At 70.4% G+C, this 21,266-nt stretch carries 20 protein-coding genes and 1 tRNA gene; 15 read left to right on the forward strand and 6 right to left on the reverse strand.

Features of this window, described 5'->3' with window-relative positions:
• Positions 1–53 precede the first annotated feature (53 nt).
• Together ACG04Q_RS24210 and ACG04Q_RS24215 are read right to left on the reverse strand one after the other, a co-directional pair.
• Positions 54–3,125 carry a TonB-dependent receptor gene (locus ACG04Q_RS24210; RefSeq protein ID WP_394514178.1) on the reverse strand — a complete coding sequence of 1,024 codons (3,072 nt, stop codon included), beginning with the start codon at positions 3,123–3,125 and terminating at the stop codon, positions 54–56.
• Between the two features lie 273 nt (positions 3,126–3,398).
• Positions 3,399–5,039, reverse strand: a complete 1,641-nt coding sequence (locus ACG04Q_RS24215) for a glycoside hydrolase family 43 protein (RefSeq protein WP_394514180.1) — start codon at positions 5,037–5,039, stop codon at positions 3,399–3,401.
• A 235-nt stretch (positions 5,040–5,274) separates the two neighbouring features.
• On the opposite strand from ACG04Q_RS24215, the gene napE reads away from it, so the two are divergent.
• The 14 genes from napE to ccmI are packed head-to-tail and all read left to right on the forward strand — an operon-like array spanning position 5,275 to position 16,129.
• Positions 5,275–5,454, forward strand: coding sequence for a periplasmic nitrate reductase, NapE protein (napE, locus tag ACG04Q_RS24220; protein WP_394514182.1), 180 nt, complete (start codon positions 5,275–5,277; stop codon positions 5,452–5,454).
• Positions 5,454–5,741 (forward strand): chaperone NapD, encoded by a 288-nt coding sequence (locus ACG04Q_RS24225; RefSeq protein ID WP_394514184.1) that lies wholly within the window; start codon positions 5,454–5,456, stop codon positions 5,739–5,741. Before napE ends, ACG04Q_RS24225 begins: the two co-directional genes overlap by 1 nt.
• On the forward strand, positions 5,722–8,214 hold the full coding sequence (napA, locus tag ACG04Q_RS24230) for a periplasmic nitrate reductase subunit alpha (RefSeq protein WP_394514186.1): 2,493 nt from the start codon (positions 5,722–5,724) through the stop codon (positions 8,212–8,214). Before ACG04Q_RS24225 ends, napA begins: the two co-directional genes overlap by 20 nt.
• Before the next feature lie 11 nt (positions 8,215–8,225).
• Positions 8,226–8,723 (forward strand): nitrate reductase cytochrome c-type subunit, encoded by a 498-nt coding sequence (locus tag ACG04Q_RS24235; RefSeq protein ID WP_394514188.1) that lies wholly within the window; start codon positions 8,226–8,228, stop codon positions 8,721–8,723.
• Positions 8,724–8,745: 22 nt separating this feature from the next.
• Positions 8,746–9,399, forward strand: coding sequence for a cytochrome c3 family protein (locus ACG04Q_RS24240; RefSeq protein WP_394514190.1), 654 nt, complete (start codon positions 8,746–8,748; stop codon positions 9,397–9,399).
• On the forward strand, positions 9,386–10,024 hold the full coding sequence (ccmA, locus tag ACG04Q_RS24245; protein ID WP_394514192.1) for a cytochrome c biogenesis heme-transporting ATPase CcmA: 639 nt from the start codon (positions 9,386–9,388) through the stop codon (positions 10,022–10,024). Before ACG04Q_RS24240 ends, ccmA begins: the two co-directional genes overlap by 14 nt.
• Positions 10,018–10,674, forward strand: a complete 657-nt coding sequence (gene ccmB / locus ACG04Q_RS24250) for a heme exporter protein CcmB (protein ID WP_394514194.1) — start codon at positions 10,018–10,020, stop codon at positions 10,672–10,674. Before ccmA ends, ccmB begins: the two co-directional genes overlap by 7 nt.
• Before the next feature lie 4 nt (positions 10,675–10,678).
• Positions 10,679–11,425, forward strand: coding sequence for a heme ABC transporter permease CcmC (gene ccmC, locus ACG04Q_RS24255; protein ID WP_394514195.1), 747 nt, complete (start codon positions 10,679–10,681; stop codon positions 11,423–11,425).
• Positions 11,422–11,556 (forward strand): heme exporter protein CcmD, encoded by a 135-nt coding sequence (gene ccmD, locus ACG04Q_RS24260; RefSeq protein WP_394514197.1) that lies wholly within the window; start codon positions 11,422–11,424, stop codon positions 11,554–11,556. Before ccmC ends, ccmD begins: the two co-directional genes overlap by 4 nt.
• The gene (ccmE, locus tag ACG04Q_RS24265; RefSeq protein WP_394514199.1) at positions 11,553–11,990 is read left to right on the forward strand and encodes a cytochrome c maturation protein CcmE; all 438 of its coding nucleotides are present in this window, start codon (positions 11,553–11,555) and stop codon (positions 11,988–11,990) included. Before ccmD ends, ccmE begins: the two co-directional genes overlap by 4 nt.
• Positions 11,987–13,969 carry a heme lyase CcmF/NrfE family subunit gene (locus ACG04Q_RS24270; protein ID WP_394514201.1) on the forward strand — a complete coding sequence of 661 codons (1,983 nt, stop codon included), beginning with the start codon at positions 11,987–11,989 and terminating at the stop codon, positions 13,967–13,969. The genes ccmE and ACG04Q_RS24270 overlap by 4 nt, the downstream gene beginning before the upstream one ends.
• Complete coding sequence (locus ACG04Q_RS24275; protein WP_394514203.1) at positions 13,969–14,487, forward strand: DsbE family thiol:disulfide interchange protein; 519 nt, start codon at positions 13,969–13,971, stop codon at positions 14,485–14,487. Before ACG04Q_RS24270 ends, ACG04Q_RS24275 begins: the two co-directional genes overlap by 1 nt.
• Entirely contained in the window at positions 14,484–14,918 is a 435-nt protein-coding gene (locus ACG04Q_RS24280; protein WP_394514205.1) for a cytochrome c-type biogenesis protein, read from the forward strand. Before ACG04Q_RS24275 ends, ACG04Q_RS24280 begins: the two co-directional genes overlap by 4 nt.
• Complete coding sequence (gene ccmI / locus ACG04Q_RS24285) at positions 14,915–16,129, forward strand: c-type cytochrome biogenesis protein CcmI (protein WP_394514207.1); 1,215 nt, start codon at positions 14,915–14,917, stop codon at positions 16,127–16,129. The genes ACG04Q_RS24280 and ccmI overlap by 4 nt, the downstream gene beginning before the upstream one ends.
• 89 nt (positions 16,130–16,218) lie before the next feature.
• Here ccmI and ACG04Q_RS24290 read toward each other — a convergent pair.
• The 3 genes from ACG04Q_RS24290 to ACG04Q_RS24300 all read right to left on the reverse strand — a co-directional run bounded on the left by ACG04Q_RS24290 (position 16,219) and on the right by ACG04Q_RS24300 (position 19,478).
• A tRNA-Val gene (locus tag ACG04Q_RS24290) sits at positions 16,219–16,295 on the reverse strand.
• Positions 16,296–16,341: 46 nt separating this feature from the next.
• Positions 16,342–18,600 (reverse strand): RelA/SpoT family protein, encoded by a 2,259-nt coding sequence (locus tag ACG04Q_RS24295; RefSeq protein ID WP_394514209.1) that lies wholly within the window; start codon positions 18,598–18,600, stop codon positions 16,342–16,344.
• Complete coding sequence (locus ACG04Q_RS24300; RefSeq protein WP_394514211.1) at positions 18,597–19,478, reverse strand: alpha/beta fold hydrolase; 882 nt, start codon at positions 19,476–19,478, stop codon at positions 18,597–18,599. Before ACG04Q_RS24300 ends, ACG04Q_RS24295 begins: the two co-directional genes overlap by 4 nt.
• 44 nt (positions 19,479–19,522) lie before the next feature.
• Between ACG04Q_RS24300 and ACG04Q_RS24305 the strand changes: the two genes are divergently transcribed.
• On the forward strand, positions 19,523–20,296 hold the full coding sequence (locus ACG04Q_RS24305) for a 3-hydroxybutyrate dehydrogenase (protein ID WP_394514415.1): 774 nt from the start codon (positions 19,523–19,525) through the stop codon (positions 20,294–20,296).
• Positions 20,297–20,436: 140 nt separating this feature from the next.
• On the opposite strand, the gene ACG04Q_RS24310 is transcribed toward ACG04Q_RS24305, so the two are convergent.
• Positions 20,437–21,141, reverse strand: a complete 705-nt coding sequence (locus ACG04Q_RS24310; protein WP_394514213.1) for an SIMPL domain-containing protein — start codon at positions 21,139–21,141, stop codon at positions 20,437–20,439.
• Positions 21,142–21,266: the final 125 nt, after the last annotated feature.

The following is a 21,266-nucleotide window of genomic DNA, read 5'->3' on the forward strand; positions in this document are numbered from 1 at the left end:
GTGCGCAAGGCGCCGCGCCCGTCAGGGGCGCTGCGCTGCGCTGCTTGCGGACGTCAGAACGCGACGCGCATGGACACGTTGTAGCTGGGGCCCGGCTTGTACTCGTCGAACACCGCGCCGGGGAACTGCACATAGGTGCGGCTGACGGCGTCCGCCGCGTTCCAGACGCTGACGTTCAGGCTGGCGTCGTAGGGAAAGCCGAAGGCCTGCTTCAGGTTCACGCCGGCCGACGCGTCGATCTGCGTGCGGGCAATCGTCCACATGTAGGCACCGGGCGTGGACAGGCCCACGCTGGCGTTGACGATGTGCTCGGACTGGTACTGGCGCGACACGCGCAAGCTCAGGCCGTTGCGCTCGTAGTAGACCGTCAGGTTGTTGGTGCGCGGCGGCACGCCGGCCACCGGCAGCGCGTTGGGCAGCTCGTCGGTCTGCTTGGTGTACGTGTAGTTGGCCGTGAAGCCGAAGCCCTTGATCGGCAGGAAGTCCAGCGGCTGCTGCCAGGTCAGCTCCAGGCCGCGCACCTTGAGCTTGGTGTCGATGTTGTAGGGCTCGGTGATCTCGACCAGGTGCTTGTCGCGCCCGCCGCTGGCGGCGACGGACTGCAGCTGCGCGTCGGTCAGGCCCACGGTGCCGTACAGCGCGTCCAGCTGCGCCAGCGTGTAGGTGACCAGCCGGTTGCCGGGGCGGCCCACCAGGTCCTTGCCGAAGCCGCTGAGCGCCACGTAGGCCTCGCGGTTCAGGTAGTACTCCAGCGACAGGTCGAAGTTGTTGGACTTGAACGGCTTGAGGTTGGGGTTGGTGATGTTGCCCTGGCGCGCGCCCTGGTCGCCGATGGACAGGCTGGTCTGGCGCAGGTCGGCCGGGTTGGCGCGGGTCAGCGACTTGGACGCCGAGGCGCGGCCGATCAGGTCCGGCATGATGTTGTACGCCAGCGTGAACGACGGCAGCAGGTTGGTGTACTTGGTGGTCTCGTAGACCCAGACGGCGTTGTTGTCGTACAGGCCGCCGCTCTGCAGCGACGCGTTGCGCGGATCGCCCTGTGAGCGCACTTCGCCGATGGTCTGCAGCGTGCTCGCATAGCGCAGGCCGGCGTTGTAACGCAGCGTGCGGTTGAACGGCCGCAGCACGCCGCTGATCTCGCCGTAGGCGGCCTCCACCAGCTCGCGGATGTAGCCGCCGCTGCCGTTGTTGAAGCCGCGGCGGATGTTGTCGCGGAAGTAGGCGTAGTCGGTGTCCTTGGCGAACTTGTCCCAGTTGACGGTGATGAAGCCTTGCGCGGACGCCATCGCGTAGTCGGGCACCTTGGCGTTGGTGACGACCGAGCCCAGGTAGGCCAGCGCCGGCGCGCCGGCCGTGGAGCCGGTGCCGAAGCCGGGGTAGGCGGTCGCGGCATCGGCGATGGCGCCCGGCGTGCTGCGGCCGTCGCAGCCGGGGCTGCGCAGCTGCGGATTGGGTGCAAAGAAGCGGTAGTTGACGTTGTTGCCGCAGGCCACGTTCATCCACGCGTCCGCCACGGAGTAGCCGCGGTAGCGGCGCTCGATGTCGTCCCGCGACACACCCATGCGAACGTTCAACGCCTCGTCACCCCACTTCACGTTCAGCCGCGCGCCGTCCGTCGTGTTGCGGCGGTCGTAGAGGTCCATGCGCAGGCCCGACAGGCCCTGGCCGGCCTGGTACCAGCCGAAGTTGGTCGGATCGTTGAGGTTGAGGTTGCTGCTGTAGCGCGGCAGCTCGCCCGGGCGGGAGTTGTCGTAGGTGATGACGGAGGTGGGCGAGCGCGTGGCGAGCAGCACCGTGGGCATGTCGCGGTAGAAGTCGCTGTAGGTCTTGTTGAGGTGGCCGTCGATGACCCAGTCGTCATTGGGGCGCAGCTCGAAGCCGGGGTTGAAGCTCCAGAACTTGGTCTTCTCCTCCATGGGCCGGAACTCCAGCGACCAGAAGGTGTTGGCAAACGTCGCCTTGGTCAGCACGCAGCCGCTGACGCAGTCGGTGCGGTCGAACTCCATGCCGATGGGAATGGGCGTGTTCGCACGCGTGCCGGCGTTCATCGCGTTGTAGACCATCTTGTTGGACTTCTCGGCGCCCATCAGGTCGAGGTAGAGATCGGTCCTCTCATTGGGGCGCCACTGCAGGCTGACGATGCCACTGGCGCGCTCGCGCTCACCCTCGTAGCTGATGTGGCGACCCAGCCGGCCCATCAGCGCGTTGTCGATCTGCTTGATGCTGGCGCCGGGGTTCAGATCCAGCAGCATCTGGCGGTTGATCTGCGCGCCCGGCACGAGGATGGGGCGCGCGAAGGCCGGCAGGTCGTTCAGCGCCAGGCCGCTGGGCACCGTATCGGGCGTGGATTGCGAGCCGCCACCGGAGTTGTTGGGGTTGTCAGCCGCGTTGGCCTGGAAGGACTTGAGCTGGAAGTTGCGCATGTCCACCGTCTGGAAGCCGGTGGTCTTGTACTTGGTGTGCCCCCAGGCCGCGCCCACCAGCGCGCCGAAGTCGCCGAAGGTGCTGGAGCGCCAGGTGTTGCTGACGATGGCCGAGCCGGTGTCGCTCCACTTGCCGACCTGGTCGCGATAGTTGCCGCTGAGCGTGAACGCCGAGCGGAAGCCCTGTTTGTCGAACGGCCGCAGGCTGCGCATGTCCACCGTGCCGGCGATGCCGCCTTCCATGATGCCGGCGCGCTGGCTCTTGTAGACCGTCGCGCTGCGGAACAGCTCCGACGGCAGGAAGTCCATGTCCACCTCGCGGTTGGCGCTGATGTTGCCGCCCCAGGAGCCCGCCGACGCCGACGCCATCGGCGCGCCGTTCAGCAGCACGCGCGTGAAGTTGGCGCCCATGCCGCGGATGGAGATATTCATGCCCTCGCCGTCGATGGTGGCGCGGTTGACGCGCACGCCGGGCACGCGGGACAGCGAGTCGGCGATGCTGGCGTCGGGGAACTTGCCGATGTCTTCGGCAAACACCGTCTCGCTCAGGCCCACGTCCTCACGCTTCTCGCGTGCCGCATTGGCCAGCGAGCTGCGAAAGCCCGTGACCGTCACCGTCTCCAGCGTGTTGCCCTTGGCGGCCGGAGCCGACGCAGCGCCCGCGGGCGCGGGCGCCCCTTGCGCGTAGGCACAGGCAATCATGCCGGCCAACGTTGTGGTTGCGAAAACATCTCGGGCCACGCCCATGCGGCGGCGGCCGGCTTCCATCGGATATCCGTTCACTCTCGTCTCCTTGCTGGCCTCGTGCGCGGGCCTTTGTGGGGTGCCCGCCGTGGCGCGGCAGGCCGTCTAGCGGTAAATCAACCAAATGATTGATAACGCAACCATTTCAGTCTAGTCCCGCACCTTGTCAGACGACCTATCGTTTTCCCGATTCGTGGCGGCGCGGCATCGACGCCGTGCCGCAGTCCGCGATCAGGGGCCCAGCGCCTCGAAGTCGACCCAGGCGAAGTCGGCCGTCGCCGGCTTGTCGGTGGCGCTCTGCGCGAACAGGCCCAGGTAGACGCCGGTGAAGCCCGTGGCCGTCTCGGTGGACAGCCGGTGCGTGGGGATGCTGCACAGCGGCCGCCAGTCGCCCGCCGGCCCCGCCGCCCGCCAGGCGACGTGGTACTGCCGAGGCTCGGCCCGCACCTGCAGCTGCAGCGCCGCCGCCGGCACGGCCGCTGACGCCAGCACCTCCGGCGCCCCGCCGGTCTTCAGCACGCACTCCACGCGCCGCTCGGCCGCGCCGGTCACGCGCAGCAGCGCGTGGTGGGACTCGTTCATGCGCAGCGCCACGCCCGCCGTGTCGCCCGGCGCAGCCGGCGCGAAGTCCATCTCCGTGGCGAAGCGCTGGTTCAGCCGCTCCTGACGCCGGCCGACGAAAGCGGGCGTGCCCACCACGTCCAGCCCCGTGCGGCCGCCGATGAGGCGCAGCTGCCCCGGCCGGGCCGCCAGCGACCACCGGCCCGCCGCCAGCGTGCGCAGAAAGGTCCAGTGCGGCGGCAACGCGCGGTCGGCCGCGAAGGTCTCCCGCACCGCGGGCTGCGGCCACGGGTGCCAGCCCGGCAGGCCCTTCGTCGGCTGCGGCTGGTCCAGCGCGCCGCGCTGGCCGAACTCGGGCCAGCCGTCCTCGCGCCAGCGCACCGGCGACAGCAGTGTCTCGCGGCCGATGTGGTGATGCCGCCCGCCGGCGGCCGCCTGCGGGCGGATGGCCAGCAGCGTCGCCCACCAGTCGCCGTTCGGCGTGGTCACCAGGTCGGCATGGCCCAGCGCCTGGAACGGGTGGTCGGGCAGATGGCGGTGCGTCAGCACCGGATTGTCCGGGTGGGCCTCGAACGGCCCCCACGGCGAACGCGAACGGGCCATCGTGACGCGGTGGTCGTACGACGTCCCACCTTCGGCAATCATCAGGTAGTACCAGCCGTTGCGCTTGTACAGATGCGGCCCCTCGGGCCAGATGCCGCCCATGCCGCTCCACACCAGCCGCGGCTCCTCCAGCAGTTTGCCGGCCTTGAGGTCCACGCGTGCCTGGTAGACGCCGCCGTTGCGGCCGCCACCGTGGCGCGTGTAGTAGACGGTGCCGTCATCGTCGAAGAAGAACGACGGATCCATGCCGAACACGGCCTCCGGCAGCCGCACCGGGTCGGACCACGGCCCCGCCGGGTCACCGGCCGTGATGAAGAAGTTGCCGATGCCACCGACGTCGGTCGTCACGATGTAGAACCGCCCCGCCTCGCAGCGGATGGTGGGCGCGAAGATGGCCTGCGAGCTCTTGCGACCCACGAAGCTCAGCTGGCTCTCGCGCGACAGCGCATTGCCGATCAGCCGCCAGTGCACCAGGTCGCGGCTGTGATAGACCGGCAGCCCGGGCAGGTACTCGAAGGTGCTGGTGACGAGATAGAAGTCCTCGCCCGAGCGGCAGACGCTGGGGTCGGACGCGAACCCGCTGAGCACGGGGTTGTCGAACGTGGCCGGCATCGTGCCGGCCGGTGCCGCACCGACCCCGCCCGACAGCCCCCACGTGATCGCGCCGATGCACAACCCGCCTGCAACGCGCTTGAACAGTGAACTCACATGCACTCCATTTGCCTGATAGACATACCAGGCAAATGTTAGCGATATCAATTTTCACCCGCGCTGGGGTCTACCCCGACGCAATGGCCCGCCCACACGCCTGCCCGTCACCCATGGCACCCGCGCCCGAGGCAATCGCGGCGATCGTTTGACATGCATCAACGTCCGTCGATATAACCGGCGCCGGTGTCACGCGAAGCCCTCAGAATCATCACGTCGATGGTCAGGAGTTGCGATGTTAGAACCCACCGGTGGCCGACTGCCTGACGGTCCGCCCTCCACCCGGACCGAGGAGCTCAGGAGCTTCCTCTTCCTCTCCATCGTGATGGCGCCGGTGCTGGCCGTCATGGTGGTCGCCGGCTACGGCTTCGCCATCTGGATCTACCAGATGTTCGCCGGCCCGCCGGGCAGCTGATGCACGACGAACTCCACATCACCAGCCTCGTCGTCCACGCGCTGCCCGACTGCAGCGCTGACGTCACCGCCGCCATCACCCAGCTGGCCGACGCCCGCATCCACGGCACCGACGCCAGTGGCAAGTTCGTCGTCACGCTCGAAGCGCCCACGAGCGGCGCCATCCTGGATCAGGTCGGCCTGATCCAGCAGACCCCCGGCGTCATCGGCGTGGCGATGGTCTACCAGCACGTCGAATCGCTAGCCTCATTGAACACGGAGATCCCTCATGTCGACCACACGGCGTGACTTTGTCCGGCAATCGGCCGCCGCAGCGGCCGGCTCCGTCGCCGGCATTCCCATCGCGGTCGCGCAGACCGGCAACGCCTACGCGGACGCGTCGCAGCTGACCTGGTCCAAAGCGCCCTGCCGCTTCTGCGGCACCGGCTGCGGCGTCAGCGTCGCCGTCAAGGACAACCGCGTCGTCGCCACCCAGGGCGACCCCGAGGCCGAGGTGAACCGCGGCCTGAACTGCGTCAAGGGCTACTTCCTGTCCAAGATCATGTACGGCGACGACCGGCTGACGACGCCGCTGCTGCGCATGAAGAACGGCCAGTACGCCAAGGACGGCGAGTTCCAGCCCGTGTCCTGGGACAAGGCCTTCGACGTGATGGCCGAGAAGTGGAAGGCCGCGCTGAAGGCCAAGGGCCCCACGTCCGTCGGCATGTTCGGCTCGGGCCAGTGGACGGTGTGGGAAGGTTACGCCGCATCCAAGCTGATGAAGGCGGGCTTTCGCACCAACAACATCGACCCTAACGCGCGCCACTGCATGGCCTCGGCCGTCACCGGCTTCATGCGCACCTTCGGCATGGACGAGCCCATGGGCTGCTATGACGACATCGAGGCGGCCACGGTCTTCGTGCTGTGGGGCTCCAACATGGCGGAGATGCACCCCATCCTGTGGACGCGGGTGACCGACCGGCGCCTGTCCGGTCCCGACGTCAAGGTGGCCGTGCTGTCGACCTTCGAGCACCGCTCCTACGAGCTGGCCGACATCGAGCTGACCTTCACGCCGCAGACCGACCTGGCGATCCTGAACTACATCGCCCACCACATCATCTCGACGGGCCGGGTCAACAAGGACTTCGTCAACAAGCACACCAACTTCAAGCTCGGCAACGCCGACATCGGCTACGGCCTGCGCCCCGAGCACCCGCTGCAGAAGGCGGCCAAGAACGCGGGCGACCCGACGGGCGCCAAGCCCATCTCGTTCGACGAGTACGCCAAGTTCGTGTCCACCTACGACCTGGAATACACCGCCAAGCTGACCGGCGTGCCCAAGAACCGGCTGCTGGCGCTGGCCGAGCTGTACGCCGACCCCAAGACCAAGGTCATGTCGTTCTGGACCATGGGCTTCAACCAGCACACGCGCGGCACCTGGGCCAACAACCTCATCTACAACATCCACCTGCTGACCGGCAAGATCGCCTCGCCGGGCAACAGCCCGTTCTCGCTGACGGGCCAGCCGTCGGCCTGCGGCACCGCGCGCGAGGTGGGCACCTTCTCGCACCGCCTGCCGGCCGACATGGTGGTGACCAACCCCAAGCACCGCGAGCACGCCGAGGAGATCTGGAAGATCCCCCACGGCACCATCCCCGACAAGCCGGGCTTCCACGCCGTGCTGCAGAACCGCATGCTCAAGGACGGCAAGCTCAATGCCTACTGGGTGATGGTCAACAACAACATGCAGGCCGGCGCCAACCTGATGAACGAGGCCTATCCGGGCTACCGCAACCCGGACAACTTCATCGTCGTGTCGGACGCCTACCCCACTGTCACGGCCGTGGCCGCCGACCTCATCCTGCCGACAGCGATGTGGGTGGAGAAGGAAGGCGCTTACGGCAACGCCGAGCGGCGCACGCACTTCTGGCACCAGCTCGTCAACGCGCCGGGCGACGCGCGCTCGGACCTCTGGCAACTGATGGAGTTCTCCAAGCGCTTCAAGATCGAGGAGGTCTGGCCTGAGGAGCTCATCGCCAAGCAGCCCGCGGTGCGCGGCAAGACGCTGTTCGACGTGCTCTATCGCAACGGCAACGTCGACAAGTTCCCGCTGTCAGACGCCGACAAGGCCTACGAGAACGCCGAGTCCAAGGCGTTCGGCTTCTACGTGCAGAAAGGCCTGTTCGAGGAATACGCCGCCTTCGGCCGCGGCCACGGGCATGACCTGGCCCCGTTCGACGAGTACCACAAGGTCCGCGGCCTGCGTTGGCCGGTCGTGAACGGCAAGGAAACGCTGTGGCGCTACCGCGAGGGCAGCGACCCCTACGTGAAGGCCGGCACCGGCTACCAGTTCTACGGCCACGCCGACGGCAAGGCCGTCATCTTCGCGCTGCCCTACGAGCCGCCGCCGGAGGCACCGGACAAGGACTTCCCGTTCTGGCTGTCCACCGGCCGCGTGCTGGAACACTGGCACTCGGGCTCCATGACGCGCCGCGTGCCCGAGCTGCACCGCGCCATGCCCAACGCGCTGTGCTACATGCATCCCGACGACGCCAAGGCGCTGGGCGTGCGGCGCGGCAGCGAGGTGGAAGTGGCCTCGCGGCGCGGCAAGATGCGCACCCGCGTCGAGACCCGCGGCCGCAACAAGCCGCCGCGCGGCCTCGTCTTCGTGCCATGGTTCGACGCCAGCCAGCTGATCAACAAGGTCACGCTGGACGCCACCGACCCGATCTCGCTGCAGACCGACTTCAAGAAGTGCGCGGTCAAGATCACCAAGGTCTGAGGAGTGACGCCATGAAGATGCTCAGACACCTCGCCCTGCTGCTGAGCCTGTGCACCGGCTTGGCCGTCGCGCAGCAGGAGCCCGCCCGGCCCTTCGTCGACGCCGCCCGCGGCCCGACGCCCATCACCGAGTCCACCAAGCCGCCGGTGCTGGGCAACGCCGTCAACGACGACGTGCGCCGCACGCGCAACTACGCGATGCAGCCGCCCACCATCCCGCACCGCGTGGACGGCTACCAGATCGACAAGAACTTCAACAAATGCCTGGACTGCCACGCCCGCGCCAAGACCGAGATGACGCAGGCCGTGCCCGTCAGCGTCACGCACTACATGGATCGCAGCGGCCGCACGCTGGCCCAGGTGTCCACACGCCGGTACTTCTGCATGCAATGCCATGTGCCGCAAGATGGCGTGCGGCCCATCGTGCAGAACAACTTCCAGGACGTCGACACGGTGATCCAGCGCGCCATGCAGGCCCAGAAGGCCAACGAGAAGAGCAGCAAGAAGTGAGCACGACCCGGAGCCACCAGCCATGTTGAATCTCCTGAAGCGCTACTGGGTCGTCATCCGGCGCCCCAGCGTCCATTTCAGCCTGGGCTTCCTGACCATCGGCGGCTTCATCGGCGGCGTGATGTTCTGGGGTGCCTTCAACACGGCGATGGAGCTGACCAACACCGAGAAGTTCTGCACCGGCTGCCATGAGATGCGCGACAACGTGTTCGCCGAACTCAAGAGCACCATCCACTACACCAACCGCTCGGGCGTGCGCGCGGTCTGCTCCAACTGCCACGTGCCGCACGACTGGACCGACAAGATCGCCCGCAAGATGCAGGCCTCCAAGGAGGTCTGGGGCAAGGTCTTCGGCACCATCGACACGCGCGAGAAGTTCCAGGAGAAGCGGCTGGAGCTGGCCCGCCACGAATGGGCGCGGCTGAAGGCCAACGACTCGCTGGAGTGCCGCAACTGCCACAACTACGACTCCATGGACTTCACGCGCCAGAGCCTGCGCGCGCAGAACATGCACGCCACCTACCTGGCCAACAAGGAAAAGACCTGCATCGACTGCCACAAGGGCATCGCGCACCGGCTGCCGCACATCCCGCCGGGCGAAGGCCCGATGGACACGGCGGGCCAGAAGGTCCCCAAGAGCGACGAGGCCGCGCGGGTCGGTGATGCCAAGCCATGAGCAGGCCCGGCCGCTGCTGAATGCCGAAGCGCTGGCCTGCCGCCGCGGCGGGCGCTACCTGTTCAAGGGCCTGAGCTTCGAGCTGGCGCCCGGCCAGGCGCTGGAACTGCGAGGCGCCAACGGCAGCGGCAAGAGCAGCCTGCTGCGCCTGCTGGCCGGCCTCATGCCGGCAGCCGCCGGCGCCGCCCGGTGGAGCGGCCAGCCCGCGAAGGCGGGCCAGGCCGGCGTGGCCTACCTCGGCCACCTGAACGGCCTCAGCCCCGAACTCAGCGCGCTGGACAACCTGCGCTTCGCACGGCAACTCTCGGGCGACCCGGCCGAGCCCCCCGACGAAGCCCTGCGGGCCTGGGGGCTGGAGGCCGTCGCGATGCGGCCGGTGCAACGGCTGTCGCAGGGCCAGCAGCGCCGCACCGCGCTCGCGCGCGTGGGCATGGCACGCCAGCGCCTGTGGCTGCTGGACGAACCCTGCGCCGGGCTGGACGAGGCCGGCGAGCGCCTGTTCGACGCGCGCCTGGCCCAGCACCTGGCCGGCGGCGGCCTCGCCGTCATCGCGACGCACCAGCCGCTGCGCCTGCCCGCCGGCCAGTGCCGGCCGCTGGTGCTGGGCCAGCCCACCGCATGCTGAGCGCCGTCTTCCTGCGTGAGCTGCGCATCGCGCTGCAGCGCCCGGCCGATGCGCTGGGCGGCCTGCTGTTCTTCGTGCTCGTCGGCGGGCTGTTCCCGCTGGCCATCGGGCCGGACGCCGCGCTGCTGCGCGCCATCGGCCCCGGCGTCGTCTGGGTCGCGGCGCTGCTGGCCGTGCTGATCTCGCTGCACCGCCTGTTCGAGCCCGACCTGGCCGACGGCAGCCTGGAGCAATGGCTGCTCGCGCCCCGCTCGCTGATGGGCCTGGTGGCGCTGAAGACGGCAGCCCACTGGTGCATTGCCTGCCTGCCGCTCATCGTCGTGGCGCCGCTGCTGGCGCTGCAGTACGGCATGCCCGGCGACGCGGCCGGCCTGCTGGCACTGGCGCTGCTGCTGGGCACGCCCACGCTGGTGCTGATCGGCGCGCTGGGCGCCGCGCTGACGCTGGGGCTGCGCGGCCATGTGCTGCTGGCGCTCATCGTGCTGCCCCTGAGCGTGCCGCCGCTGGTGTTCGGCTGCGCGGCCGTGTCGGCCAGCCAGCAAGGCCTGCCCGCGGCGCCGCATCTCAGCCTGCTGGGCGCCTGCCTGTCGCTGGCCGCCTTCCTCTGCCCCTGGGCCAGCGCAGCCGCACTGCGGCTGGCGCTGGAATGACACCATGAACCCCACCCACGCCCTGCCCCACGCCGCACCGGCCCGCTGGCGGCGCTTCGCCTCGCCGCCGCTGTTCCACGCGCTCGCCGGCCGCCTCATCCCGTGGTTCGCCGGCCTCGCCGCCGTGCTGGCCGCCGCCGGCCTGTGGGTGGGCTTCGCCGTCGCGCCGACAGACCACCAGCAGGGCGAGGTCTACCGCATCATCTTCCTGCACGTGCCGGCCGCGTGGATGTCGATGTTCATCTACCTGATCGCCGCCGCGCACGCCGGCCTGGGGCTGGTGTTCGGCACGCGGCTGTCGCCGCTGCTGTCGCGCGCGCTGGCGCCCACCGGCGCGGTGTTCACGGCCATCGCGCTGTGGACCGGCGCGGCCTGGGGCAAGCCGACCTGGGGCACGTGGTGGGTGTGGGACGCGCGGCTGACGTCCGAGCTGATCCTGCTGTTCCTGTACCTCGCCTACCTCGCGCTCGTATCCAGCATCGAAGACCCGCGCCGTGCCGACAACGCCGGCGCCATCCTGCTGCTGGCGGGCGTCGTCAACGTGCCCATCATCTACTTCTCGGTGCAATGGTGGAGCACGCTGCACCAGGGCTCCACCATCCGCTTCGACGCGGCCCCGACGATGACCCACACGATGCTGATCGGCATGCTGCTGATGGCCGGCGCCTGCTGGGCCTACAGCGTCGCCGCCGCGCTGGCCCGCGCGCGCTGCCTCATCACCGAACGCGCCGCGCTGGAGGCCGACGAATGAACGCTGCCGACCACGGCTTCTACCTGACGCTGGCCTTCGGCGTGTCGGGCCTGCTGCTCGCCGCCGAACTGATGCTGCTGTGGCGGCGCTGCCGCCGCGCGCGCGACCTGCAGCGAGGCGACGCGCCATGACGCCCCGCCAACGCCGCCTGCTGTTCGTGGCCCTCGGCCTCGCCGCGGTGTCCATCGCCACCGCCCTCGTGCTGAGGGCGCTGAACAGCAATGTGACCTTCTTCTACAGCCCCACGCAGGTCAACGCCGGCGAGGCGCCGCGCCAGGCCGCGTTCCGGCTGGGTGGGCTCGTCGAAGCGGGCTCGCTGCAGCGCGCCGCCGACGGGCTGGACCTGCGCTTCGTCGTCACCGACGGCGCGCACAGCATCCCCGTGCACTACCGCGGCCTGCTGCCCGACCTGTTCCGCGAGGGCAAGGGCGTCGTCGTCTCCGGCCGGCTGACCGACGCCGTCTTCACCGCCACCGAGGTGCTGGCCAAGCACGACGAGAACTACATGCCGCCGCCAGCCGCCGCCGCGCTGAAGCAGGCCCACGACAAGGGGGCCGCGAAGTGATCCCGGAGATCGGCGTCTTCGCCCTCGTGCTGGCGCTGCTGGTGGCGGGCACGCAGGCCGTGCTAGCGCTGGCCGGCGCGCACTGGCGCTTGGCGAGCTGGATGCGCGTCGCCCGCCCGGCCGCGGCGCTGCAGGCGCTGTTCGTCTGGCTCGCGTTCGGCTGCCTGGCGCAGGCCTTCCTCGCCGGCGACTTCTCGGTGCGCTACGTCGCGTCCAACTCGCACTCCGAGCTCCCGGCCATCTACCGCTTCACCGCCGTGTGGGGCAGCCACGAGGGCTCCATGCTGCTGTGGCAGGCGCTGCTGTCGGCGTGGACGCTGGCCGTCGCGCTGCGCAGCCGCGCGCTGCCGCCGGCCTTCGCGGCACGCGTGCTGGGCGTGATGGGCCTCGTCAGCGTCGGGCTGCTGCTGTTCCTGCTGCTGCTGTCCAACCCGTTCGACCGCCTCGTGCCCGCGCCGGCCGAAGGCCGCGACCTGAACCCGCTGCTGCAGGACCCCGGCATGGTGCTGCACCCGCCGCTGCTCTACATGGGCTACGTGGGCTTCTCGGTCGCGTTCGCGTTCGGCATCGCGGCGCTGCTGTCGGGCGAGCTGAACGCCGCGTGGGCGCGCTGGTCGCGGCCGTGGACGCTGGCGGCCTGGACCTTCCTGACGCTGGGCATCCTGCTCGGCAGCGCCTGGGCCTACTACGTGCTCGGCTGGGGCGGCTGGTGGTTCTGGGACCCGGTCGAGAACGCGTCCTTCATGCCCTGGCTGGTGGGCACCGCGCTCATCCATTCGCTCATCGTCAGCGACCAGCGAGGAGCGTTCCGCGGCTGGACCGTGATGCTGGCCATTGCCGCGTTCTCGTTGAGCCTGCTGGGCACCTTCCTCGTCCGCTCGGGCGTGCTGACATCGGTGCACGCGTTCGCGGTGGACCCCGGCCGCGGCCTCTACATCCTGTGCTTCATGGTGGCCGTCGTCGGCACGTCGCTGCTGCTGTTCGCCTGGCGCGCGCCCAGCATCGCGCAGGGCGGCCGCTTCGCGGCGCTCTCGCGCGAGACGCTGCTGCTGGTCAACAACGTGCTGTTCGCCACCGCCGCGCTGGCCGTGCTCATCGGCACGCTGTATCCGCTGCTGCTGGACGTGCTGGGCGGCGACAAGATCTCCGTCGGCCCGCCCTACTTCCAGGCGGTGTTCGTGCCGCTCATCGTGCCGGCGCTGGTGCTGATGGGCGTGGGCCCGATGGCGCGCTGGAAGCGCAGCACGCTGCCCGAACTGCGCGTGCAGCTGCGCTGGGCGCTGGCCGCCAGCGGCATCTGCGCCTTGCTGCTCGGCGTGCTGCTGCCGCGGGAACCTGACCACACCTGGACGCCCCTCTCCGCCTTCGGCCTGCTGCTGGCGGCCTGGTGCCTGTGCAGCGCGCTGGCGCAGGCGTGGCAGCGGCTGCAGGGCGACTGGCGCGGCCGCTGGGCCAAACAGCCGCGCGCCTGGTGGGGCATGCTGCTGGCGCACGCCGGCGTCGGCGTGTTCGTGTTCGGCGTCACGCTGTCGGGCGGCTTCGAGAGCAAGCGCGAGCTGAGCCTGGCGCCGGGCACGCCGGTCAACGTCGGCGGCTTCGAGTTCCGCCTCGGCGCCACCGAGACGGTCAAGGGCCCCAACTACGACGCGCAGCGCGTGGCCGTCGGCGTCAGCCGCGACGGACAGGCGCTGCCGGCGCTGTACCCCGAGAAGCGCGTCTACCGCACGCAGGCCATGCCCATGAGCCAGTCGGCCATCGCCACCGGCCTGCAGCAGGACCTGCTCGTGGGCCTGGGCGAACCGCTGGCCGACGGCGCCTGGACCGTGCGCATCCAGGTCAAGCCCTTCCTGGCGTGGATCTGGGTCGGCTGCGCGCTGATGGCGCTGGGCGGCCTGCTGGCCCTCGCAGACAAACGCTATCGCACCGCCCGCCGCCGCGAAGCGGCCGCCCTGCCAGTGAGCCACGGGGAGCCCTCCTGATGCGCTACCTGCTGCCGTTGCTGGTCTTCCTCGCGCTGGCCGTCGCGCTGGGCCTGGGCCTGCGGCGCGACCCACGCGCGCTGCCGTCGGCGCTGATCGACCACCCCGCGCCCGCCATCGACCGCCCGCTGCTGCACGACGCCACCCGCCGGCTGGACATCGCCCAGCTGCGCGGCCAGGTCTGGCTGCTGAACGTCTGGGCCTCGTGGTGCGAGCCCTGCCGCACCGAGATGCCGGCGCTGAAGGTGCTGTCCACGCGCGACGGCGTGCCGCTGTTCGGCCTCAACTACAAGGACCGCGAGGGCCCGGCGCGCGCGCTGCTGGCGCAGGTCGGCGACCCTTACCTCGGGTCGGCCGTCGACGCCGACGGTCGCGTCGGCATGGACTTCGGCGTGCACGGCGTGCCCGAGACCTTCGTCATCGACGCCGCCGGCCGCGTGCGCTTCCGCCATGTCGGCCCCGTCACCACCGAGGTCTGGCGCGACACGCTGATGCCCATCGTGAGGTCACTGAAATGAAACGCCTCGTGTTGACCGCCTGCCTGCTGGCACTGGCCTGCAGCGCGATGGCCGATGTCGACGCCCGCGAGGCGGCGCTGGCGGCGCAGCTGCGCTGCGTCGTCTGCCAGAACCAGACCATCGCCGAGTCCAGCGCGCCGCTGGCCGCCGACATGCGCCGCGAGATCCGCACGCAATTGCAGGCCGGCCGCAGCGACGACGAGGTGCTGGCCTTCTTCGAGCAGCGCTACGGCAGCTTCGTGCGCTACGCGCCGCCGCTGCGGCCGTCGACGTGGCTGCTGTGGGGCGCGCCGTTCGCGCTGGGCCTCGCCGGCCTGGCCGCACTGGCCGCCACGCTGAGGCACCGCCGGCGAGCCGGCCCGCCCCAGCCCCTCGACGACGCGCAACGCGAGCGCGCACGCCGACTGCTGGACGACGGAGGTACGCCATGACGCCCACCCTCTGGCCGCTGTGGGCGCTCGCCATCTCGCTGCTGCTGCTGGCCCTGGGCGGCTTGCTGTGGCCGCTGCTGCGCGAGCCGCGCGACGCCCCGGCCGACGGCGGGGATCGCCTGCGCGAGCTGTACCGACGCAAGCGCGAGGAACTGGCACAGGAGGCCCTGAGCCCCGCCGAGCACCAGCAGGCGCTGGACGAACTGCAGCTGGGCTTCCTGCAGGAGCTGGAGGCTGCCAGCCCCGCGCCCGCGCTGCGCGACAGCCCCTGGCAGACGCGCCTACCCGCCGCGCTGCTCAGCGTGGCGCTGCCCGTGGCCGCGCTGGCGCTCTACCTGCACGCCGGCGACCCGCGCGCCGTGGCGGAGCTGGCAATAGCCTCCGCGGCCACGCACGAAGGCAGCGGCAACCAGGTCGAGACCGCCGTCGCCCGCCTGACCGAGCGCCTGCGCGCCAACCCCGACGACCTGGAAGGCTGGCTGGTGCTGGCCCGATCGCAGGAAACGATGGAGCGCTTCGGCGATGCCGCCCAGTCGTACGGTCAGGCCATCGCTGCGGCGACGCGCCAGCAGGCGCCGGCCGACATCGTCGCGCGGCTGCAGGCCGACCTCGCCGACGCGCTGGGCTCGGCGCACGACGGCGACCTCGGTGGGCCCGCGCAGGCCGCCATCGCGGCGGCGCTGGCGCTGGATGTCAACCAGCCCAAGGCGCTCGCGCTGGCCGGCGCCGCCGCGATGCGCCGCAGCGACATCGACACCGCGCGCCGGCACTGGCAGCGCCTGCTGGCCCTGCTGCCGCCGGGCTCGGACATGGCGCTGCGCGTGGAGTCCGACCTGCAGCGGCTGTCGGCGCCGGGCGCCGCGGCGTCCCTCGGCGCCCGCGTCGCCATCGATGCCACGCTGGCCGACGGCATCCCGCCGCAGGCCACGGTGTTCGTCGTCGTGCGCCCCGCGGGCGAACGCATGCCGGCCGCCGTCGTGCGCCTGCGCGCCAGCGACCTGCCCGCCGACGTCGTCATCGACGACCGCCACGCGATGTCGCCCGACCGGCCGCTGTCGCGCTTCGGCGCCGTCACGGTGCAGGTCCGCATCAGCCCCTCGGGCCAGGCGCTGGCCCAGCCGGGCGACTGGTTCAGCGACGCGCTGCCCGCGCGGCCCGGCCAGCAAGGCCTGGCACTCATCGTCAGGAGCGGCGTGAAGCCAGGCGCCTGACGCAGGCGCCCGCCACGGGCCGCAAAGCAAAAAGCCCGGCAACTCACTGAGTTACCGGGCTTTGCTGTACACGAGGTACCTACCGTATTTGGTAGGCGCGATTGGATTCGAACCAACGACCCCCACCATGTCAAGGTGGTGCTCTAACCAACTGAGCTACGCGCCTGAAGAGCTTCGCACTATAGCATGCTTTTTGAGGGTTCGTCCACAAATCACTTCCGGCGCGCTGAACGGACGCCCGAGATGGCGCACAGGTCGCGCAGCACCTTGGCCAACCTGGTGGCGTCGGACAGCTCCAGCGTGAAGCTCATCCACGCCGTGTCGCCGCCGCCGGTGCGCGGCCTGGCAGCGGCACCGCCCTGCAGCGACTGCGTGTTGACGGCGACGACGTTCATCTTCTCCTTGGCGAAGATCTCCAGCACGTCGCGCAGCAGGCCCTGCCGGTCGCCGGCCTCGACCAGCACGTCGACCGGGTAGACCGGCGCGCTCTTGCCAGCCGGCTCACCGCCGCCCCACTCGACGGCGATGACGCGTTCGGGCGAGCGGCGCTTCATCTCGGCGAGATTGCTGCAGTCGCTGCGGTGGATGGCCACGCCTTTGCCGCGCGTGACGAAGCCGGCGATGGCGTCCGGCGGCGCGGGCCGGCAGCAGCGCGACAGCGTCGTCAGCAGCGAGTCGATGCCCACCACCAGCACGCCGCCGCGCCCGCCCGCGCCCGGGCTGCTGGCGCTGCGCGTGTGCTTCTGCGCGAGCAGTTCGTCCTCGTCGGCCGCCGGCTCGGGCGGCCGCAGCAGCAGCTCGATGTTGCGCAGCGAGTACTCGTCCTTGCCGACCACCTCGAACAGCGCGTCCGCGCCCTTGAAGCCCAGCCGCGCGGCCAGCTCGTCCAGCTTCAGCGCCGTCCTGCCCTCGCGCTGCAGCAGCTTCTCGACCAGCTCGCGGCCCTTGGCGATGGTCTGCGCCTGCTGCAGCGCGTTGAACCACGCCCGCACCTTGGCGCGCGAACGCTGGCTCTGCAGATAGCCCAGCTCGGGATTCAGCCAGTCCAGCGACGGCCCACCCTCCTTGGTCGCGATGATCTCCACCGTCTGCCCGCTTTGCAGCGGCGTGTTCAGCGGCAGCATCTGGCCGTCGATGCGCGCACCGCGGCAGCGGTGGCCCAGGTCGGTGTGCACCGCGTAGGCGAAGTCCACCGGCGTCGCGCCAGCCGCCAGCTCGACGATGGTGGCCTGCGGCGTGAAGACGTAGATGCGGTCATCGAACACCGCCCCGCCCTCGCCCTGCACAGTGTCGCGCTCCCAGGCCAGCAGCTGGTTCAGCACGGCCTTGCGGGCGCGTGCCACCTGCTCCTCGAACTCGCCCGCCGCGCTGACGCCGGCGTAGCCGCGCGCGCCGGCCTCCTTGTAGGCCCAGTGCGCGGCCACGCCATGCTCGGCGTGGTCGTGCATCTCGCGCGTGCGGATCTGCACTTCCATGACCCGCTGGTCCGGCCCCAGCACCACCGTGTGCAGCGACTGGTAGCCATTGGGCTTGGGCTTGGCGATGTAGTCGTCGAACTCGCCCGGCACCGGCGTGTAGAGCTCGTGCAGCCGCGCCAGCACGGCGTAGCAGTCGGCCACGCTGGCGACGATGACGCGCAAGGCCCGCAGGTCAAACACGCGGTCCAGCGACAGCGCCTTGCCCTGCATCTTCTTGTGGATGCTGTAGAGATGCTTGGGACGGCCCTGGACTTCGGCGGCGATGCCCTGCGCGTACAGGTCGGCCTGCAGCGTCGCGCGCGCGGCCTCGATGCGCTGCTCGCGCTCGACACGTTTCTCCTGCAGCCCCTTGGCCAGCGCCTTGTAGGCCTCGGGCTCGCGGAAGCGGAACGCGAGGTCTTCCAGCTCCCACTTGATCTGCCAGATGCCCAGCCGGTTGGCCAGCGGCGCGAACACCGCCTGCGACTCGGCGGCCAGCTCCGGTGGGCACGGCGTCTTGCTGGCGGCATGCCAGCGCAGCGTCTGCAGCCGCGAGGCCAGGCGCAGCAGCACGACGCGCAGGTCCCTCGAGAACGCCAGCAGCATCTTGCGCACGCGCTCGGTCTGCTGGGCCTTCTGGTCGGTGCTGACCTTGGCGGCCCGCGCCGCGCGCTGCATCTGCACCAGCTTGCGCGTGTGCGTGACGAGGCTGGCGTGGCTGTCGCCGAAGGCCTTGGCGACGACGTCTTCGGGTTTGGTCAGGAAGTCGGCCGCGTAGACGAGGTAGGCCGCCGCCTGCAGTTCCTGAGCGGCGCCCACGGCCTGCAGGATGGCAGCCACGCCGTCGGCATGGGTCAGCGCGTTTTCGCCGGTGTCCAGCGTCTCGGCGGCCAGCAGCGGCTCGGCAAAGGCGCGCGCGCGGGCCACCTCGGCGTGGGAATGATCGGTGCTGGTATCCAGCAGCGCGACGATGGGCGCGGTGGCCGCGCCCTCGTGCATCAAGCCTGTCTTCATGAACTCAGGAAGTCTCGGACGATGGCGATCTGGTCGTCATGGATCAAGGTGGGCGCATGCCCCACGCCGGGCAGCTCGACCAGCCGCGCGCCGGGGCCGCGCTGCGTCATCGCGCGCGCGGTCTCGGCGCTGAGCAGGTCGCTGTCGGCGCCGCGGATCAGCAGCGTCGGGCAGGTCAGCGCGTCATAGGCGGCCCAAAGCGCGGCCTCGCCCACTGCGGCGAGTTCGGGCGTCACGGCACCGAAGGGCACGGCGATGGCGGGGTCGTAGCGCAGCCGCCAACCATCGCCGTCCTGCTGGAACAGCGGCTCCGACAGGGCCAGCCACTCGGCCTCGGTGTGCGGCCCAAAGCCGTCGGAAATGGTGCGCAGATAGGCCGCACCCTCGGCCAGCGACGTGAAGCGCTGCACCTTGCCGAGGTAGCTGCCGATGCGCTGCAGCGCCTCGAAGCGGATGGCGGGGCCCACGTCGTTGAGCACGAGGCGGCGAATGAAGCCCGGCCGCCCCTCGGCCCCGCGCAGCGACGCCACGCCCAGGCCGATGAGCCCGCCCATGGACGTGCCCACCCAGTCCACCTGCTCCACGTCCAGCCGCGCCAGCAGCGCGATCATGTCGGACACGTAGGCCGGGATCGCGTAGCCGCCGGGTTGGCGCAGCCAGTCGGAGCGGCCGCGGCCGGCCACGTCGGGGCAGACCACGCGGTAGCGGCTGCTCATGACACGGGCCAGCGCGTCGAAGTCGCGCCCCTGACGCGACAGTCCGTGCACACAGACCAGCACCGGCGCGTCGGCGCTCGGGCCGGCCCACTCCCAGTACGCCATGCGGTGCAGGCCGGTGGCGTCCAGGCAATTGACGAAGCGCAGGTCGGGCTGGGTCATGGTTCAATCCTTTGAAACCATCGTAGCAACCCGAGAGGATTCCCATCATGTTGAAAGGCAAGACCGCCCTCGTCACCGGCTCCACCAGCGGCATCGGCCTGGGTATCGCGCTGTCGCTGGCCAGGCAGGGGACCAACGTGATCCTGAACGGCTTCGGCGACGCCGAGGCGCCCAAGGCCGAGGTGGCGGCGCTGGGTGTCAAGGTGGGCTACCACGGTGCCGACATGAGCAAGCCGAGCGACATCGCCGCGCTGGTGGCCTATGCCGACGCCGAGTTTGGCGGCATCGACATCCTCGTCAACAACGCCGGCATCCAGCATGTGGCGCCGGTGCAGGACTTCCCCGTCGAGAAGTGGGACGCGATCATCGCCATCAACCTCACGTCGGCCTTCCACACGACGCGGCTGGCGCTGCCGGGCATGCTGCAGCGCGGCTGGGGCCGCATCGTCAACATCGCGTCGGCACACGGGCTCGTGGCGTCGGCGCAGAAGTCGGCCTACGTGGCCGCCAAGCACGGCCTGGTCGGCTTCACGAAGAGCGTCGCGCTGGAGACGGCCACGACACCGGTCACCGTCAACGCCATCTGCCCCGGCTGGGTGCTGACGCCGCTGGTGCAGAAGCAGGTGGACGCGCTGGCCGCGAAGGACGGCGTCGACAACGACGAGGCCAAGCGCCGCCTGCTGGCCGAGAAGCAGCCGTCGCTGCATTTCACGACGCCCGAGGAACTGGGTGCGCTCACCGTGTTCCTGTGCTCGGACGCCGCCATCAACGTGCGCGGCCAGGCCTGGGCGATGGACGGGGGCTGGACGGCGGTCTGAGTGGCCCCCCGGCCCGGCGGATACGCCGATCCGCCCCCCCGAGGGGGCGCGGACCGTCGCGGGGGTGGCCCCGCGCCGACGTCCGCTGCGGGGCCGCTTGGGAGCGGCCCGGCGCTGGCCCCACAGTCCCTCGCTATCGCTCAGCGCGGGGACGACTCGCGCGTCAGCTGCACGCTGCCGCTGACGTTCACCGTCACGCTGGCCTTGCCGGCCTCGGTCGGCAGGCCGGCATCGGCCGCCTCGGCCTTGACCATGCGCATCGCCATCATGGGCCGCGGCTGCGACACCTCGTCGCTCGAGATGTTGATCTCACCCACCACATAGCCGCCGTAGCCGAACTGCTTCGCGTAGTCCGCCGCCTTGGCGCGGTAGCGGCCGATGGCCTGGGTCGTGATGTCGGCCTCGGCCTTCTCGCGCGCCTCTCGCGACAGGCTGTAGCCCACGCGGGCGATGCTCAGCGTGCTGATGCGGCCGGTCAGCTGCGCGATGGCGGCCGTGTCGCGGCCCTCCACCTGCAGCTCCGCACTGCCCTGCCAGCCGTTGATCTTGCCCGTCTTGGGGTCGTGGCGCGGGTACAGCGAGAAGCCGCCGGTCTGCACGTCCACCTGGCCCGGCTTGGCCACCCTGCGCGCCTCGGCCAGCGCGGCATCCAGCGCCTGCTTCAGCGCCGCCTGCACGGCCGTGGGCTCGCTGCCGTCACGCGTGGTGGAGAAGCTGACCCCCAGCACGTCGCGCGTGACCTCGGCGGTGGCGCTGGCCGACAGGCTCAGCCGCTCCCGCGGCGCCTCGGCGGCCTGGGCCGCGGCGGCCAGGGTCAGAACAGACAGGGCGGCAAACACACGCATGGCACTTCCTTTCAACAGGGGGCTTCCAGCTTAGCGGCGCACCATGCCCCCGATATGGCAACGAGCTGTAACCGATGCCTGCTGTCCTACGCGACCGGCTTTCAAACCTGCACACAATGCCGCTG

Source organism: Pelomonas lactea (assembly GCF_043555885.1).
GTDB classification, from domain to species: domain Bacteria; phylum Pseudomonadota; class Gammaproteobacteria; order Burkholderiales; family Burkholderiaceae_C; genus Pelomonas; species Pelomonas lactea.

Bases quoted from the DNA above. Each gene is read 5' to 3' on its own strand.
- ACG04Q_RS24310 (WP_394514213.1), bottom strand. From the start codon at position 21,141: ATGCGTGTGTTTGCCGCCCTGTCTGTTCTGACCCTGGCCGCCGCGGCC.
- ccmA (WP_394514192.1), top strand. From the start codon at position 9,386: ATGCCAAGCCATGAGCAGGCCCGGCCGCTGCTGAATGCCGAAGCGCTG.
- ACG04Q_RS24300 (WP_394514211.1), bottom strand. From the start codon at position 19,478: ATGACCCAGCCCGACCTGCGCTTCGTCAATTGCCTGGACGCCACCGGC.
- ACG04Q_RS24275 (WP_394514203.1), top strand. From the start codon at position 13,969: ATGCGCTACCTGCTGCCGTTGCTGGTCTTCCTCGCGCTGGCCGTCGCG.
- ACG04Q_RS24295 (WP_394514209.1), bottom strand. From the start codon at position 18,600: ATGAAGACAGGCTTGATGCACGAGGGCGCGGCCACCGCGCCCATCGTC.
- ACG04Q_RS24280 (WP_394514205.1), top strand. From the start codon at position 14,484: ATGAAACGCCTCGTGTTGACCGCCTGCCTGCTGGCACTGGCCTGCAGC.
- ACG04Q_RS24235 (WP_394514188.1), top strand. From the start codon at position 8,226: ATGAAGATGCTCAGACACCTCGCCCTGCTGCTGAGCCTGTGCACCGGC.
- ccmE (WP_394514199.1), top strand. From the start codon at position 11,553: ATGACGCCCCGCCAACGCCGCCTGCTGTTCGTGGCCCTCGGCCTCGCC.
- ccmD (WP_394514197.1), top strand. From the start codon at position 11,422: ATGAACGCTGCCGACCACGGCTTCTACCTGACGCTGGCCTTCGGCGTG.
- napE (WP_394514182.1), top strand. From the start codon at position 5,275: ATGTTAGAACCCACCGGTGGCCGACTGCCTGACGGTCCGCCCTCCACC.
- ACG04Q_RS24240 (WP_394514190.1), top strand. From the start codon at position 8,746: ATGTTGAATCTCCTGAAGCGCTACTGGGTCGTCATCCGGCGCCCCAGC.
- napA (WP_394514186.1), top strand. From the start codon at position 5,722: ATGTCGACCACACGGCGTGACTTTGTCCGGCAATCGGCCGCCGCAGCG.
- ccmC (WP_394514195.1), top strand. From the start codon at position 10,679: ATGAACCCCACCCACGCCCTGCCCCACGCCGCACCGGCCCGCTGGCGG.
- ccmI (WP_394514207.1), top strand. From the start codon at position 14,915: ATGACGCCCACCCTCTGGCCGCTGTGGGCGCTCGCCATCTCGCTGCTG.
- ccmB (WP_394514194.1), top strand. From the start codon at position 10,018: ATGCTGAGCGCCGTCTTCCTGCGTGAGCTGCGCATCGCGCTGCAGCGC.
- ACG04Q_RS24210 (WP_394514178.1), bottom strand. From the start codon at position 3,125: ATGATTGCCTGTGCCTACGCGCAAGGGGCGCCCGCGCCCGCGGGCGCT.
- ACG04Q_RS24225 (WP_394514184.1), top strand. From the start codon at position 5,454: ATGCACGACGAACTCCACATCACCAGCCTCGTCGTCCACGCGCTGCCC.